General features: G+C 67.4%; 17 protein-coding genes and 2 pseudogenes. 6 read left to right on the forward strand and 13 right to left on the reverse strand.

Going from position 1 to position 13,088, the window contains the following annotated elements:
- Positions 1-2: 2 nt before the first annotated feature.
- The 8 genes from AB0D14_RS15530 to AB0D14_RS15565 all read right to left on the reverse strand — a co-directional run bounded on the left by AB0D14_RS15530 (position 3) and on the right by AB0D14_RS15565 (position 5,673).
- Entirely contained in the window at positions 3-191 is a 189-nt protein-coding gene (locus tag AB0D14_RS15530; protein ID WP_362778798.1) for a hypothetical protein, read from the reverse strand.
- Positions 192-344: 153 nt separating this feature from the next.
- Positions 345-599, reverse strand: coding sequence for a hypothetical protein (locus AB0D14_RS15535; protein ID WP_362778801.1), 255 nt, complete (start codon positions 597-599; stop codon positions 345-347).
- 141 nt (positions 600-740) lie between these two features.
- Positions 741-2,996, reverse strand: a complete 2,256-nt coding sequence (locus AB0D14_RS15540; protein WP_362778803.1) for a cell division protein FtsK — start codon at positions 2,994-2,996, stop codon at positions 741-743.
- A 92-nt stretch (positions 2,997-3,088) separates the two neighbouring features.
- Positions 3,089-3,472 (reverse strand): RRQRL motif-containing zinc-binding protein, encoded by a 384-nt coding sequence (locus AB0D14_RS15545; protein WP_362778805.1) that lies wholly within the window; start codon positions 3,470-3,472, stop codon positions 3,089-3,091.
- The gene (locus AB0D14_RS15550; protein ID WP_362778807.1) at positions 3,472-4,470 is read right to left on the reverse strand and encodes a DUF2637 domain-containing protein; all 999 of its coding nucleotides are present in this window, start codon (positions 4,468-4,470) and stop codon (positions 3,472-3,474) included. The genes AB0D14_RS15545 and AB0D14_RS15550 overlap by 1 nt, the downstream gene beginning before the upstream one ends.
- Positions 4,467-4,796, reverse strand: a complete 330-nt coding sequence (locus tag AB0D14_RS15555) for a hypothetical protein (protein WP_362778809.1) — start codon at positions 4,794-4,796, stop codon at positions 4,467-4,469. The genes AB0D14_RS15550 and AB0D14_RS15555 overlap by 4 nt, the downstream gene beginning before the upstream one ends.
- Entirely contained in the window at positions 4,793-5,389 is a 597-nt protein-coding gene (locus AB0D14_RS15560) for a hypothetical protein (RefSeq protein WP_362778812.1), read from the reverse strand. Before AB0D14_RS15560 ends, AB0D14_RS15555 begins: the two co-directional genes overlap by 4 nt.
- Complete coding sequence (locus AB0D14_RS15565) at positions 5,386-5,673, reverse strand: hypothetical protein (RefSeq protein WP_362778814.1); 288 nt, start codon at positions 5,671-5,673, stop codon at positions 5,386-5,388. The genes AB0D14_RS15560 and AB0D14_RS15565 overlap by 4 nt, the downstream gene beginning before the upstream one ends.
- A gap of 547 nt (positions 5,674-6,220) precedes the next feature.
- Between AB0D14_RS15565 and AB0D14_RS15570 the strand changes: the two genes are divergently transcribed.
- Positions 6,221-6,991, forward strand: coding sequence for a helix-turn-helix transcriptional regulator (locus tag AB0D14_RS15570; RefSeq protein ID WP_362778817.1), 771 nt, complete (start codon positions 6,221-6,223; stop codon positions 6,989-6,991).
- Positions 6,988-7,461 carry an NUDIX domain-containing protein gene (locus AB0D14_RS15575; RefSeq protein WP_362778819.1) on the forward strand — a complete coding sequence of 158 codons (474 nt, stop codon included), beginning with the start codon at positions 6,988-6,990 and terminating at the stop codon, positions 7,459-7,461. The genes AB0D14_RS15570 and AB0D14_RS15575 overlap by 4 nt, the downstream gene beginning before the upstream one ends.
- Here the strand turns inward: AB0D14_RS15575 and AB0D14_RS15580 are convergent.
- The 4 genes and pseudogenes from AB0D14_RS15580 to AB0D14_RS15595 all read right to left on the reverse strand — a co-directional run.
- Positions 7,449-8,018, reverse strand: a complete 570-nt coding sequence (locus AB0D14_RS15580; protein ID WP_362778822.1) for an HD domain-containing protein — start codon at positions 8,016-8,018, stop codon at positions 7,449-7,451. The two genes, AB0D14_RS15575 and AB0D14_RS15580, sit on opposite strands and share 13 nt — an antisense overlap.
- 11 nt (positions 8,019-8,029) lie before the next feature.
- On the reverse strand, positions 8,030-8,476 hold the full coding sequence (locus tag AB0D14_RS15585) for a winged helix-turn-helix domain-containing protein (protein ID WP_362778825.1): 447 nt from the start codon (positions 8,474-8,476) through the stop codon (positions 8,030-8,032).
- A gap of 430 nt (positions 8,477-8,906) precedes the next feature.
- On the reverse strand, positions 8,907-9,713 hold the full coding sequence (locus AB0D14_RS15590; protein WP_362778827.1) for a hypothetical protein: 807 nt from the start codon (positions 9,711-9,713) through the stop codon (positions 8,907-8,909).
- A gap of 132 nt (positions 9,714-9,845) precedes the next feature.
- Positions 9,846-10,247 (reverse strand): annotated as a pseudogene (locus tag AB0D14_RS15595) (tyrosine-type recombinase/integrase); the annotation flags it as partial.
- Here AB0D14_RS15595 and AB0D14_RS15600 point away from each other — a divergent pair.
- The 4 genes and pseudogenes from AB0D14_RS15600 to AB0D14_RS15615 form a co-directional block, all read left to right on the forward strand.
- Positions 10,233-10,889: pseudogene (locus tag AB0D14_RS15600) on the forward strand (DUF1152 domain-containing protein); the annotation flags it as partial. The pseudogenes AB0D14_RS15595 and AB0D14_RS15600 overlap by 15 nt on opposite strands.
- A gap of 287 nt (positions 10,890-11,176) precedes the next feature.
- Positions 11,177-11,632, forward strand: a complete 456-nt coding sequence (locus AB0D14_RS15605; protein WP_362778829.1) for a nitroreductase family deazaflavin-dependent oxidoreductase — start codon at positions 11,177-11,179, stop codon at positions 11,630-11,632.
- 210 nt (positions 11,633-11,842) lie between these two features.
- Complete coding sequence (locus AB0D14_RS15610) at positions 11,843-12,106, forward strand: CopG family transcriptional regulator (protein WP_362778832.1); 264 nt, start codon at positions 11,843-11,845, stop codon at positions 12,104-12,106.
- Positions 12,103-12,516: a PIN domain-containing protein gene (locus AB0D14_RS15615; RefSeq protein WP_362778834.1), complete on the forward strand. Its 414-nt coding sequence runs from the start codon at positions 12,103-12,105 to the stop codon at positions 12,514-12,516. The genes AB0D14_RS15610 and AB0D14_RS15615 overlap by 4 nt, the downstream gene beginning before the upstream one ends.
- Here AB0D14_RS15615 and AB0D14_RS15620 read toward each other — a convergent pair.
- Complete coding sequence (locus tag AB0D14_RS15620) at positions 12,506-12,880, reverse strand: hypothetical protein (protein WP_362778836.1); 375 nt, start codon at positions 12,878-12,880, stop codon at positions 12,506-12,508. The genes AB0D14_RS15615 and AB0D14_RS15620 overlap by 11 nt on opposite strands.
- Positions 12,881-13,088: the final 208 nt, after the last annotated feature.

Consider the following 13,088-nt stretch of genomic DNA (forward strand, 5'->3'; position numbering starts at 1 on the left):
TCCTACAGGTCCGGGATCGCGGTGACGATGGCGTTCATGAGCTGGTTGACGGTGTCGGCGGCGCCGCTGTCGGCGAGGTAGAAGCCGAACATCACGGCGACGAACGCGGAGCCCGCTCCGAGGGACTTGGAGCGCAGCAGCATGAACAGCACGAAGCCGAAGAGCAGCGCGAGGGAGACGGTCACGGCCATGGGGGAAACTCGCTTCCGGGCGAGGTGGACGGGTGGGTACGCTCTGCGGGCCCCGGACGCTGGCAAACCTGGGGCGTTGACCGGCGACCGCGCCCACCTGGCGTCTGCGTGATGCGGGGTCCGTCTCATGACGGGCGGTCGCCGGTCGCCTGCTCAGCCGGTGGTGCCGGCGCGGTGGATGCGGGCGGCGCGGTTGTAGAGCCAGCGGCCCACGCGTATGCGCTTGCCGGTCGCCTTGCAGCGGCGGCAGTCCTTGCCGCGCTTCATGCGGCCCTTGCGGTCGGTCTTCATCGCGAAGCCCCAGCCGGAGCACTTGCGGCAGTTGCCGAACGGCGAGCCAGCACACACCGCGACGTAACAGAACGTGACACCGAACAGGAGAGTGATAGCGAGCAGGGCAGGGGTCATCACGGGCCCTTCCAGGCGGGTTTCCAGGGTTTGCGCAGGTGGGCCGCTATCGGCTAGCAACCTGATCAGACGCGGTATGGGGTGCTAGCGGGGTCTCTAGCGCTAGAGGGTCACTCCTCTAGCGCTAGAGACCCCGGACGGTCAGCCCGCGTCCCGCTTACGGTCACGCTCCGCAATCGCCGTGACGATGTGGGCGCGCTCGAAGCCGGTCCGGTTGACGGTCTTGCCCTTGATGCGGCGGGCCACCTGCCCGGTGGTCACGCCGTACGGCTTCAGGGCCGCGGTGAGCTGCCGCGCCTTGTCGGCGGGCTCCATCTCGGCCCACGCGCCGTACTTCTCCGGCCGCAGCTCCGCGAGCCGCTCGACCGTGACGTCGTTCCACGGCTTGGCCTCATCCGCGGCACTGACCGCGAGGATGTCGTCCAGCAGCGGGTCAACCGCCTCGCGCCGCTCCGGCTGCTGGCCAGCAGCCAGGCCGGTCAAGGTGCCCGCCTCGACGCGGGCCTTGCGGGCCCGCTCACAGATGGCATCCGCGGCGGGGTTGTCCATGTAGTAGCCGCGCACGATCTGCGGGTCGTCGGAGGCGCCGACCAGGTAACCGATGCCCTTGTCGGACCTGGTGAACGAGGTAGCGCGGATGCCGTTCTTGTAGTTCGACGTGCCCAGGATCATGTCGTTTTCCAACTGGCCCATGACCCGCAGGCAGAACCGCGTACCGACGTTCGCGCTGATGGCCGGGGGCAGCGAATCCTTGTCCGGACGCTGCGTGGCCAGCAGCAAAATCACCCCCAGGGCACGGCCGCGCTTGATGATGGACGTGCACAGCGATCCGGCTTCCTTGCCGTACTTCTCGTGCGAGAAGAGTTCCTGGCATTCGTCGATGGCCAGCACGAGCGGGTGCAGCCCGAGCGAGCGGTTCGCGGCCAGTTGCGGGGTGACCTTGTTCTCCGGGCACTTGTCCTTGGGCAGACTGCTGATGACCTTGGCGCGGCGCTCCAGGTCCTTGTAGACATAACGGATCGAATCCAGCGCCGCGGCGGCCGTGTCGTCGTCCGGGCCGGAGCCGTAGTCGGCCGCAACCTTCGTCAGCGGCTCCAGGTCACCGGTGCCCTTCAACTCCCAGACCAGCAGCTCCGCGAGCACGTCCAGCGCCGCGGCCAGCAGCGGCGTACGCAGCGAGAACGTCTTGCCCATGCCGGGCATGGCGCCGATCAGGACGTTGTCGTACATCAGCGTGAGGTCGACGTTCCTCCCGCGCTGGTCGGTACCGAACGGCAGCGCCTTGAACAGCGACGCCGAACCCGACTTGGCCAGCGGCCACGGGGGCGAGGGCACCTTGTTCAGCGCACGGTCCCCGACCCACAGCATCATCCGGCCGGCGTGTTCGTCGGCAACCGGCTCCGGCCACACGCACCCGAGCGGGCGGCGCAGGCCGGAGGCGAGCTTCTCGCGCCGGTCCAGGACGTCCGGCACCGTGACGCCGTACGGCAGGTCGACATCCGCGCGCCAGCCGGGACCGTCCCGGGTGATCGGCGCGGGGAACTTGATACCTTCCCCGCCCTTGCCGAGCGCCTTGTTGATCTCAGCGATGCCGAGCGCGCCCAACGCCCGTTCCACGATGCCGGAGGTGAGCCGCTCGACTTCGGTCGTCACGACGGCGCGGGAGATGACGGGCTTGTCAGACGGGGCCCCGAGGAAACCGAGTCCGGCCGTGAGCACCGCGAAAGCAAGCGCGGTCAGCCAGGCGGGGGCGAGCACGTAGAACACGAGCGCGAGCACGGGCCCGAGGATGAGCCCGAGCACCATGAGGATGCCGCGGAGCTTGACCCGGTTGTCGCGCTGCCGGGACAGCTTGAGGTACTGCTCGACATCCTCGCGCCGGGCGGCGACCTGCCGCAGCGGGTCGCCCTCCGAGTCGGCCACCCACCGCATGGCGCCACCAACGAACTTGGCGGCTCCGGCCGGAGCCTGGAAGGCGAGGCGGATCGAGTACCAGGGCAGGCGGACCATGTGGAAGGCAACGGAGTGCCCGGCATAGCCACCGAGCCAGCCGAGCGCGGTCAGGAACTCCGGCTTGGACTTCGCCCATGCCGGGACGACGTCGCGCCGACGGGCGCCCCGGATCCGGTCCATGAGACCCGGACCGGTCGGCGCGGCCGAGTCGACCATCACGGCCGACTCACCCTCCGACTCGTCATCGCCCGAGTCGGCCGACGGGTCGGCGCCCGGGTCGGGCGACCGGTCGGGGGTCGAGTCGGGCGAGGCGGGGGCGATCGGGTCGGCCGACTGGTCGCGGGCGGATCGGGCCTTGTCGAGGTCGACCACGTCCGCGCCGGAGTCGGCCGTCATCTCGGCTTCGAGCCGGTTGAACAGTTCATTGTCGTCGGGCTGGTTCACTGAGGTGGTTCCTTCCAAGGGGAGGAAAGGCGGGGTCCGGCCGTCGCTGTAGGAGGTGGGCGACCGGACCCCGCGCGAGAGTGGTTGAGCAGTCAGGCGGCGCGCTGTTCTTCGAGGGCGATGCACAGGCCACAGACGCCGTACGAGGTGGGGATGCAGTAACCGACATCGAGCAGGCAGCTCGGGCAGGTTCGGCGGGCGAGCATCGCCAGCGCGAGCGCGCCCCACTTGCGCGACGTCATCGGCCGGACCGGCTTGGCCAGGTCGAGGCGGTAGAGGTAGGCGACACGGACGCCTCCGGCGCGCCGGTTGGCCCGCATCACCTGTGCCGCGATCGGCTGACCGCCCGGCCGCATCCCCCGCGCTCGGAGTTGGCGACGCGTGGCGTAGCCGTCCGGGGCGAGGCGCCATGGGTAGGTGGGCACGCCGTAGCGGGCGCCGTTCGGGTCGAAGCACTTTCCCCAGGCCGCGGACATCAGGCGGCCTCAGCCGTCGGTGTCTCGCCCTCCGGGTCGTCCACGGAGTGCAGCGGACGGCCCTCGACTCGCTCGGTCTTCAGCGCGTCGCGGAGCTTGCGGGCGTTGGCGGCTGAGCAGTGCACCGCGGTACGGATGGCTTCGCCGTTCAGCTCCGCATCCGTCCACGGGGCGGTGAGCGCGCGAGCCTCGCTCAGCAGCTCCTCAAAGGTGCGCTGCGGTGTGCCCTTGGCCTTCGCCTTGTCCTGTCGGGGCGGGCGCTGCTTGGAGGCGGCCGGTTGTGCCGGCCGCTTCTCCGGCGCGGGCGGCGCCGGAGCGTCCGGCTCGATGCCGGGGGCGAGGTGGCCCATGCGGAGCATCACGCGCTCGCGCCGCGGGGTCTTCCAGTGCCACTTCCAGCCGTAGCGCTCGCGCAGGTCCGCGCGGGCCAACTGCCGGTCCTTCTCCCGCGCCAGTGCCTCGCTGTAGGAGGTGATCTCCCACAGCGTCATGCGGCGCCACAGCGCGAAGGTGGAGGGGAAGGCGAGCAGCCAGCGGGAGAACCGGATCTTCTCCATGCGGCGTCCGGTGGCCGCGCCGATCCGCACGGCGTAGATGTGCGCGCCGATCTCGGAGAACACCACCCACAGCAGCGGCATCGTGCCGTGCGCGACCTTCGCCCACACCTCGTGTCCGGCAGCGACGTTCAGCCCGCACGTGATCAGGGTGAGCACCCAGGGCACGAACCGCACCCACGCCAGCGCCATGTCCATCCGGATCAACAGCAGGTTGGCCACGGTGAACACCGGAATGGCCACGTCGATACCGACCGGCAGCATCCACGGCGAGGTGAACCCCCACCGGGCCGCTGCCTCAGAGACGGCAGCGAAGGAAGCGACCAGCCCGAGCGCGCCCACACCGGCCGCGCCGAGCGCGCCGACACCGGCGAGCCCCATCTCCGGCTTCGTCAGCGGCGGCACACCCGAAAACTCGATGCTCTGCGCAGTCGTAGTCGTCATGCCGCACCCCCGACCGGCACCGGGGCGACGACGTCCGCGTAAGCCGTCAGGAGCACCGTGGCGCCCGCATGGTCGGCGTCCGCGCGCAGGACTCCCGTCCGGCCGTCGTTGTGCACGCGGTAGATCACCGCGTCCGGGACGATACCCAGGGCCTCCCGCCACGCCTCGAAACCGGCAAGGTCGTCGTAGAACACCAGCTCAAGCCGCTCCGGGTAGATGGTCGACACGTGCACGGTCGGCGCGGGAAGGTGCCCGAAGTCGGTGGCCAGCAGACGCAGCGCGCGCAGCGGCACGGCCACCTCGTCCAGCGTCAGGTTCTCGCTCATGCCGCACCTCCCCGCGCGTTGACCAGACCGGTCAGGGCGGCGATCTCATCGCCGGTCAGGACGGTGCGCGCATCCATGGCGTGCGCCACGGTGCGGATCTCGCCCCACAGGTGACCGGCCTTGCGGCGGGCCATCCCGCGCACCATCCCCCAGGACTTGCCGCCCTCGGGAACATGGCGACGGCCGAGCCGGTAGCCCGCCTGAGCCAGTACCTCGATGGCGTGCTCGCGGTCATGGACGGCCGCACCCGCAGCGGCGCGCTCCGGGGTCCACAGCCCGGACACCATCAGATAGGTGACGTGTGCGATCTCCCCGGCGGCAGCCTGAGCGGCGAAGTGCCACGGCGGGGTGTTCTGTGCCTGCCAGGCGGTGTTACCGGTGACGGTCACCCGGCCCGTGTCGTCGGTCCACGCGATGACCTCACTGGTGATCACGCGCATGCCGTACGCCAGGGACAGCACGGCGTGCCCCGCCTCGTGGAAGGCAACGCCCAGCCGGGTCTGTTCGTAGGTCAGCCCCGGCATGGCCACGACGGGGCGCGGCTTGCCGGTGTGGTCAGCCAGCACCTCAGGAGCGGGGGCCATGGCCCTCATGCCGCCACCCCCTTGCGGATCATGCGTCGGCGGGCGGGGCGGACCAGCGGGATGACGTCGAACAAGTCCGGGTTGTCGGCGATGACCTGCGCGACCATGCGGATCAGACCGTCGGGCAGGCCCGGGTCGTCGGCGAGGATGTCGCGCGCCGCGTCCAGACGGGCCGCGCGCTCTTCGTCGCTCTCGCCCTCGACCCCGAGCCACAGCTCAACCGGGGTACCGAGCGCCAGTTCCGCGAAGTCCTCGGGGGTGGTGGCCTGTTGGCGGCCGATGTACGTATGCATGGAAGTTCTCCTGACAACGAAGGGAGCCGGGGCAGCCTCGGTCTTTGGCGAGAGGCGGCCACCCCGGCAGGAATGTGCTGAGCAAGCCGTGCGACCCCAGGAATCCGGGCCACGGCGACCGCTCGTCGAAGACGAGTGGTCATTGCTGCTGACGCCTCCACAGGGGAGGCATCAGCAGCCAAAATCACTCGTTCTTGGCACTCTGTTTCAGTTCTCAAGAAACGACCACTCCCAGCCCGTTGGCGTGCGACAACGTCGCCTTCCCGGTTCTTCCGGCTGGTGCGGGTACTGCGGTTTCGTGCGGCTCCGCCGGTTCAGACGGGCACTGTCGCAATGAGGTACATGTATTACGTGTTCCTCATCATGCAGAGAGAGATTCGCTCCGTCAAGCCCTTCGGCTGTTCGGTTCTGCGAGTCCCTCGCTGTCGATGTGCTTACAGCTTGGCCTCAGAGGCGAAGACGATCGACCCCGTACGTGTACAGCCCTTGGACGACTTCGCTACGGTGAAGTCGTCCCAAGTCGTCCCAGCCGGGGGGAGAGCACGACATGGCCAACGAGAGGCTCCGAGGCGCGATCGTCGAGAGCGGCATGACGCTCGATCAAGTGGGCGCGCGCTTGGGGGTGTCGGCCAAGACGGTTGAGCGCTGGATCGGTGATCCGAAGCGCAAGCCCTACCGGCGCTTCCAGTACGCGGCTGCCTCGCTACTGCAATGTGAGGTGTCCTACCTGTGGCCCGAGGAGCGGACATCAGCCGAGGTCACCGAGACTGGGAACGCTGAGCTGATCAAGCTGTATCCACACCGGTCTGTCGTGCCGAACCGGCTGTGGCCACAGCTCTATGCGCAAGCACGCGAGTGCTTCGACGTGCTCGTGTACTCGGGCTTCTGGCTCACTGAGGACCCCGCGTTCCACCGAGTCGTCAAGGAGAAGTCATCGGCCGGCGTGCGCATCCGCTTCATGCTCGGAGATCCAGGCAGCCCTGCCGTGGCCGTGCGTGGCGAGGATGAGGGAATCGGACCGGCCATGGCCAGCAAGATTCGAAACGCCCTCATAAATTACAGCCCGTTGTTCGGACTCCCCGGAGTCGAGTTCCGACTCCACAGCACCACGCTCTACAACTCGATCTACCGGGCCGATGACGAGATGCTGGCCAACGGCCACCTGTACGGGGTCGGGGCGTACATGGCCCCGGTGCTGCACATTCAGCGCGTACCAGGGGGCGAACTGTTCGATGCGTACGCTGAGAGCATCGAACGGGTCTGGGAGACTGCCAGGCCCATCACTTCACCCGCCGATTGCGGAGGTCTGCAAGCGTGAGCCGAATCGACTATTTCCGCGATCCGAACGCGCCCAAAGCCAACTCCGTGGTGCCCTCGGTCACAGCAGTCGTCCTCGACGACGACGGGCGGCTTCTGGTCATCCATAAGACCGACAACGACCTGTGGGCACTCCCCGGAGGGGGCCACGACATCGGGGAGAGTATCGGTGACACGGTGGTGCGGGAGGTGGTGGAGGAAACCGGGATCACTGTCCAGATCGACAGCATCGTGGGGCTCTACACCAACCCTGAGCATGTCCTGGCGTACGACGATGGAGAGGTACGGCAGCAGTTCTCGATCTGCTTCCGCGCCCACCCAACCGGCGGATCTCTGCGTACAAGCAGCGAATCGAAAGAGGTCCGCTGGGTTGACCCAGCGGACCTCGACGACCTGAACATTCACCCGTCCATGCGGCTGCGCATCCAGCACGGCCTGGACGACTCCCGCCATGAGCCCTACATCGGCTGATCTCCAGCAGCCACCTTGGCCAGGCGGCCCTCAACCCGTTCCGCGGCTGCGTAGATCTCCGGCGCCGCACGTTGGATGAAGCGTCCGACGATCGTGTCGGGTCCGTACCGCTGCACAATCTCGTCAAGCCGATCGGCCGGCGTGGTGTGCGTCCCGTCCGGCGTCGTCGTCATGTCGCAGAAAAGCAGAGCGTCAACGAGATCGGGGCGCTCTAGCTCGAACTCGCTCTCCAGTTCATGCCTCAGTCCGCGCTCCTCAGCTTCCAAGAGGGCGCAGGAATGATGGGCCACGAGGCAGACCACCCGTTCGTCCGCCGCTTCCTGGTCTCGGAGGAACCGGGCCCCGTCCAGCGGGTGAAAGCCAGTGGCAGCGATGCTCGGCGAGTATCCGATGTCGTGCAGCACGGCGGCTGCTTCCAGCAGCTCCGCATCGTCGCCAAGGATCGTCCCCAGGGAACGAGCACGCTTGGCGACCCCGAGGGAGTGCGCCCACCGGCGCGGCAGCGGATCGGACAGCAGCGATTCGGAGAGCGAGTACGCCCACTCATTCAGTCCCATGACGGCCAAGGCTACGGCCGGACGGATGGCGCCGGGAGAGCGCGTACGGTGCGCCCCTTGCCATGAACGGTGGCGAGCAAGCCGGTTCCCTCCATCTGGGCAAGCGCGCGGCGCACCGCCGTACGAGATACGCCGAAGCGCTCACAGAGCTTCGCTTCAGACGGATACGTATCGCCGATCGCCAGCGAGTCTTCAGCGATCACGTCAGTCATCCGCTCCGGAAGGGATCGGCGGTCGCCACCCCGGGCTACGCGCCAGCCGATCCCTGGGGCGGACTCAACGGCGCCCTCGGCTTCGAGGACCTTGAGGGCGCGACGGATGGTGTTGCGAGAGACGCCGTGCGAGCGCATGAGATCAGCCTCGGACGGCAGGGTGTCGCTGATCTCACCCTCTTCGATCGCCTTCCGCAGTGCCTCCGAGATGACCAAGTAGGTTCCGCGTGGACTGGCCTCCGACACTTCGGCTCCTCTCGCGTCTCTCTGCTGCTCGTCGTCAAGGATCCCATGGCTGCCCAGCAGCGCGGCCCTGTACGTCGGGTTCAGAAGCCCCTCCGAGTGAGTGGCGAGTGAAAATCTCGCCTACGTGATCTTGATACCGCGTTTCCGCAGGTCAAACGCACAATGCAGCTCTAGCTGATCATGCCCTCCGGAGCCGTGTGCGCAGGTTCGAATCCTGCCGGGGGCACCTTGGATCAGGTGCCCAGAGACCCCGCCATCAGCGCTATAGCTGAGGACGGGGTCTTGGCGTTTGTGCAGTCGAATGCCGCCGAAATCAGCCCGATGACAGTGATCACGTTGTAATAGCGTGTTGATCTTGGGCACTCTTTCCGAAGCTCAGGCGCCGTAGAAGACTCCGTTTCCGGTGGCATTCGACGCCCGGCACGCACGTTCACTTGGCATTCAGGTCGATCCCTGACAGCTCGGGGACGACCCCGAGGAAAGCCTCCATGTCAGCCAGGCTGTCTACGCGGCCTTCAAAGACCTCGATCCGTCGTGCGAAGTCGTTCGCCAACGCGTCAAGCCGTGGTTGGAGGTCAGCTTGCGAGGCAACCGTGATCGCGTCGTAGTAGTCGACGTCACTGCCGATGGTCAGGTCGACGAAGACGTCCGCGTCCCTGATGACCGAGCGCAGGCTAGGCCTGGACGAGCCGGACAGCGAGGCGACGAGATCCTTCCGCCGGGCGGGGCCGGGGGCAACCGCAAAGACCGTGATCTCTGAGCACGCGTCCAACAGGACGGCATGCAGCAGACGAACAAGATCTCGGGGTGTTGAGAGATCGAACAGCCCAGCGCGATGGACGTCCTTCCAGGCATCCGGCCGACGACTATCGGCAGTTGAGCGTCCTGGGACGAAGCCGTTGTCACGAACCGCGTGCGGATCCTCGGCTTCGATGGCGTACTCCCAGTCGACGAGTACCGGTTCGCGCCCCAAGGCCTGTGCGGCCTCGTCTCGGTAGTAAGTAGGAATCGCGTATCGAGCCAGCCCCGCGGTCAACCGCCAGACCAGACCGGTGTAAACAGCCACCTCTTCCATATTGTTGTTGTTCACCGCGTACTCAGTGAAGGGAGTCGGCTCGGGCGGCCAGTCTTGGGACAGACCCGGCCAGTGACGGGTTACGGCTGCCTGCGTGCCTGGAAGGTAGCGGTAGACATTGATGCCCTGCTCCTTCGAGTTCTGGAAGTGAAGGGGATGCACAGCCGTAATTTAGGCCTCACGCCGCTCGCCGATTGTCCGACCGCTCCAATCGAGCCGAGCGGTCCAGCCTCCGAACATGACGAAAGCCCCGGATCTCTCCAGGGCCCACGTCCATCGGTCCTGCGGACCGCTTCACTTTCCGGTGTCGTCCTCCTCCCCCAGACCCTTCAAGATCCGGTCATTGATCTCGTGCTCCTGGCCGTCGATGCACTTCGCGTAGATCTTGAGCAGCACATCGACCGAGTGACCCGCGCGAGCGGCCACGTCCGTTGCCGGAACTCCGGAGTTGAGCCACTGCGAGACGCCCGCATGCCGAAGGTCGTACGGACGGAAGGCGAGCACGGACGAGACCTGTTCCGGCAGGAGCGCCAGCTCTCGTGTCTGCTTCCACACTCGTGAGTACGACGACGCAGCTACGACGTTGCCTCGCTCACTGGCGAAGAGCCGGCCGTCCTTCGCCGTGCCGAACTCCTTCAGGTGCTCCCGGAGCAGCCGTACGAGCGGCGGTGGAATCGGCACGATGCGCACCTCACCCTCGCGGCTTGCTGCCAAGTGAACGCGCCCGTTCGGTTGTTGGTCGCAGGCCCTGGGCTGGATGGCGAACTTCCTCTCGATGACTTGCGCGGTCTGCTCGGCACCCTCATCCACACCTTCACCGCGGAGGACGTGGAGCGGGTCACCTCAGTCCTGGAATGGCACCCCTCGGAGACCACGGGGATGCTCGCCGCCACCGCCCGAGGAGTGCGCGGCACCTGCGAGGTCCGAGACGCCGGCCTCCCCATCGCGCTCACGGATGAGGGTCCGACAGTCCACGAGGTCGACCTGGACGACGCCGTCAGCCGTAATCAGCTGGCTCGCGCCATCATGACGACCGAGACCCTGGACGAGGTCGAGGCCTACAGCCGCGAAATCTGCGGCTACTCGGAAATCGACTACGAGCGCAACAAAGCCGCATGGCTCAAGGATCAAGCGCCCACGGATTTGGTACCGCAGACCGTCTTGACCCAACTCGGCCGGTTCGAGGGCGAAGCTCGCAGCCGCGGAGTCACCTACACCACATTCCGCCACCTCACTGAGGCCCTGAACCTCAACGGCTCCCAGCGCGAGGACCTGCGCCAGCTCCTCATCAGCAGCCACCCGAAGCAGTACTCCGCTCCCCTGTGGCAGATCACGTGACGGATACCAACGAACCGTCACCGGTCAGCCTGCCCGACCCTCACCACACACTGACTGGTACCGACTGGACCGCGTTGGAGCACGCTTGGAATGAGGCTTTCCAACCTCATGTCGGTCGCCGAGGGTCGGCGTTTGGACGGCCTTGACCCGGGTGCCCGCAGGGCTGGGGCTGGAGGTTCTCGGCGAAAGATGCGGCCGGGATGTCGAGACCGGCGTGGCGGCTCCGTCCCAGGGGCAGATGCGGCCGGCGTGGCCGCGCCGTCCCACGTACCGGAAGGACAGCCGCCATGGCCATCGCCGAGGACCTCGACCGCGCCACTGACTCGCAGTGGGACTGGGTCGCCGAGCACACCCGCACGTACCTGGCCTCGGGCGGCACCGAAGGCCATGAGAACAACGGCGTACGCACCCTCGTGCTCGCCACCACCGGACGCCGGACCGGTACGCCTCGCCGCACCTGCCTGATCTACGGCACCTCGGGCGGCGACTACGTCGTTGTCGGCTCCAAGGGCGGCGCCGAGGAGGACCCGGCATGGTTCATGAACCTCGCGGCGGACCCCAGCGTCGGCGTGCAGGTCGGCACCCGCCGGTTCACCGCACGCGCCCGCGTCGTGTCCTCGGCCGAGCGCGCACCCCTCTGGGCCCAGATGGTGAACATCTTCCCGCTCTACGACGACTACGCACAGAAGACCGACCGCGAACTCCCGATCGTCCTGCTCACCCCGCTGGACGGACCCCACTGAGCGGCTCCGCCCACGTTCTGCACGTCAAAGATGCTGGGTCCTGGACGGGCGACTGACCAGATCAACTCGTCGGGGCCAGGAGCTTCGGGTGCCTGCCTGAGCTGCGGGGATCACCATCCCCAGATTCGAGCTCGGGTCGGAGCAGCATCGCGGCGAATCTCTCTGGCAGCCCCGTTCGACGGGGGGAGGATGCTTGGTAGGATAGGTAGCATGAGTGAGCCTACCGGCAAGTACTCGATCACCATGCCACGAGATATCGCCGAAGCCGCCAAGGCCCGCAGTGGCCCCTCCGGACTGTCCGCCTACGTCGCCGCAGCCGTTGCCCGCCAGATCGAGCGGGACAACCTCAACGAACTCATCACGGTCGCGGAGGCCGAACACGGCCCCATCACCGACGAAGAGATTCAGGCTCTGCGCGACCAACTCCATCAAACCCGAGAGCAACAGACCCAAGGTGGGGCGAACGCCACGTGACCCCCTCCCCGGCCACCCCCGGCGGCACCCTGATCCTCGACAGAGAAGGGCTGGCCAAGGCTGTCCTGCGCGACCGCGCGGTCACTGGCTGGCTCGCCCTCGCCCGCGCCGATGACCTGCGGGTGATCACATCCGCGGCCACCCTCGTGGAAGTGATTCACCCACGGATCAATCGCCCAGCCCTGGAATGGACCTTGCCCCGCCTTGTCATCGAACCGGTCACCGAGCCCATCGCCCGTCACGCCGCCACCCTCCTCGCCAACGCCGGGCTACACGGTCACAAGTACGCCATCGATGCCATGCTCAGCGCCATGGCCCTCGCTGCCCCCGGTCCGACGACGATCCTCACCTCAGACCCCGAGGATCTAACCACCCTGTGCGGCTCTCGCATCACCGTCATCAAGGTCTAAGCATCGACTCTCGCCTGCGGTGCCAATCCCCTTCGGTGCTTTCCGCCGCAGGGCCGCCAACCGCGGAGTCATCCCAATCTGAACCATGGCCGTAGCCACCAAGACAAGGTCCGAGCGTGAGGGCTTCCCGCTGGTGGCGGGTCGGGTCGGTGTGCTCCCAGGCGTCCACGGAAGACCGGGGCACAAGCCCTTCGGCCACCCCGGCGATGATCAGGCAGCGGTACTCCAGTCCCTTGAAGCGGTACATGGTGCCAATGTGGACGCCCTGGTCGCCCCTCGGTCCGTCCTGTGTGATCTCCGTCGGGGCGATGCCGCTTCGGGCCAGGCGGTCGGCCAACTGAGTGACCATGTCGCTGGTCGGCACGATGTGGACGCCGAAGATCCGGACACCCTCCGTGTCGAGGCAGCCGATCCCCGGGGCGAGCGACCGCCTCTCGCATGCGCCGTCGCACCCACGGAGGAGTCTGGGCGGGGACTGCTTCCAGTCGACGCGACGGACGCTGGGGAGTCGACCCGCGTCCGCCATCGGCAAGGCGGTGCGGGCGCATCTCACCCTCATCCGAAGGTAAGCA

This window comes from Streptomyces sp. NPDC048484 (assembly GCF_040651415.1).
In the GTDB taxonomy this organism is placed as follows: domain Bacteria; phylum Actinomycetota; class Actinomycetes; order Streptomycetales; family Streptomycetaceae; genus Streptomyces.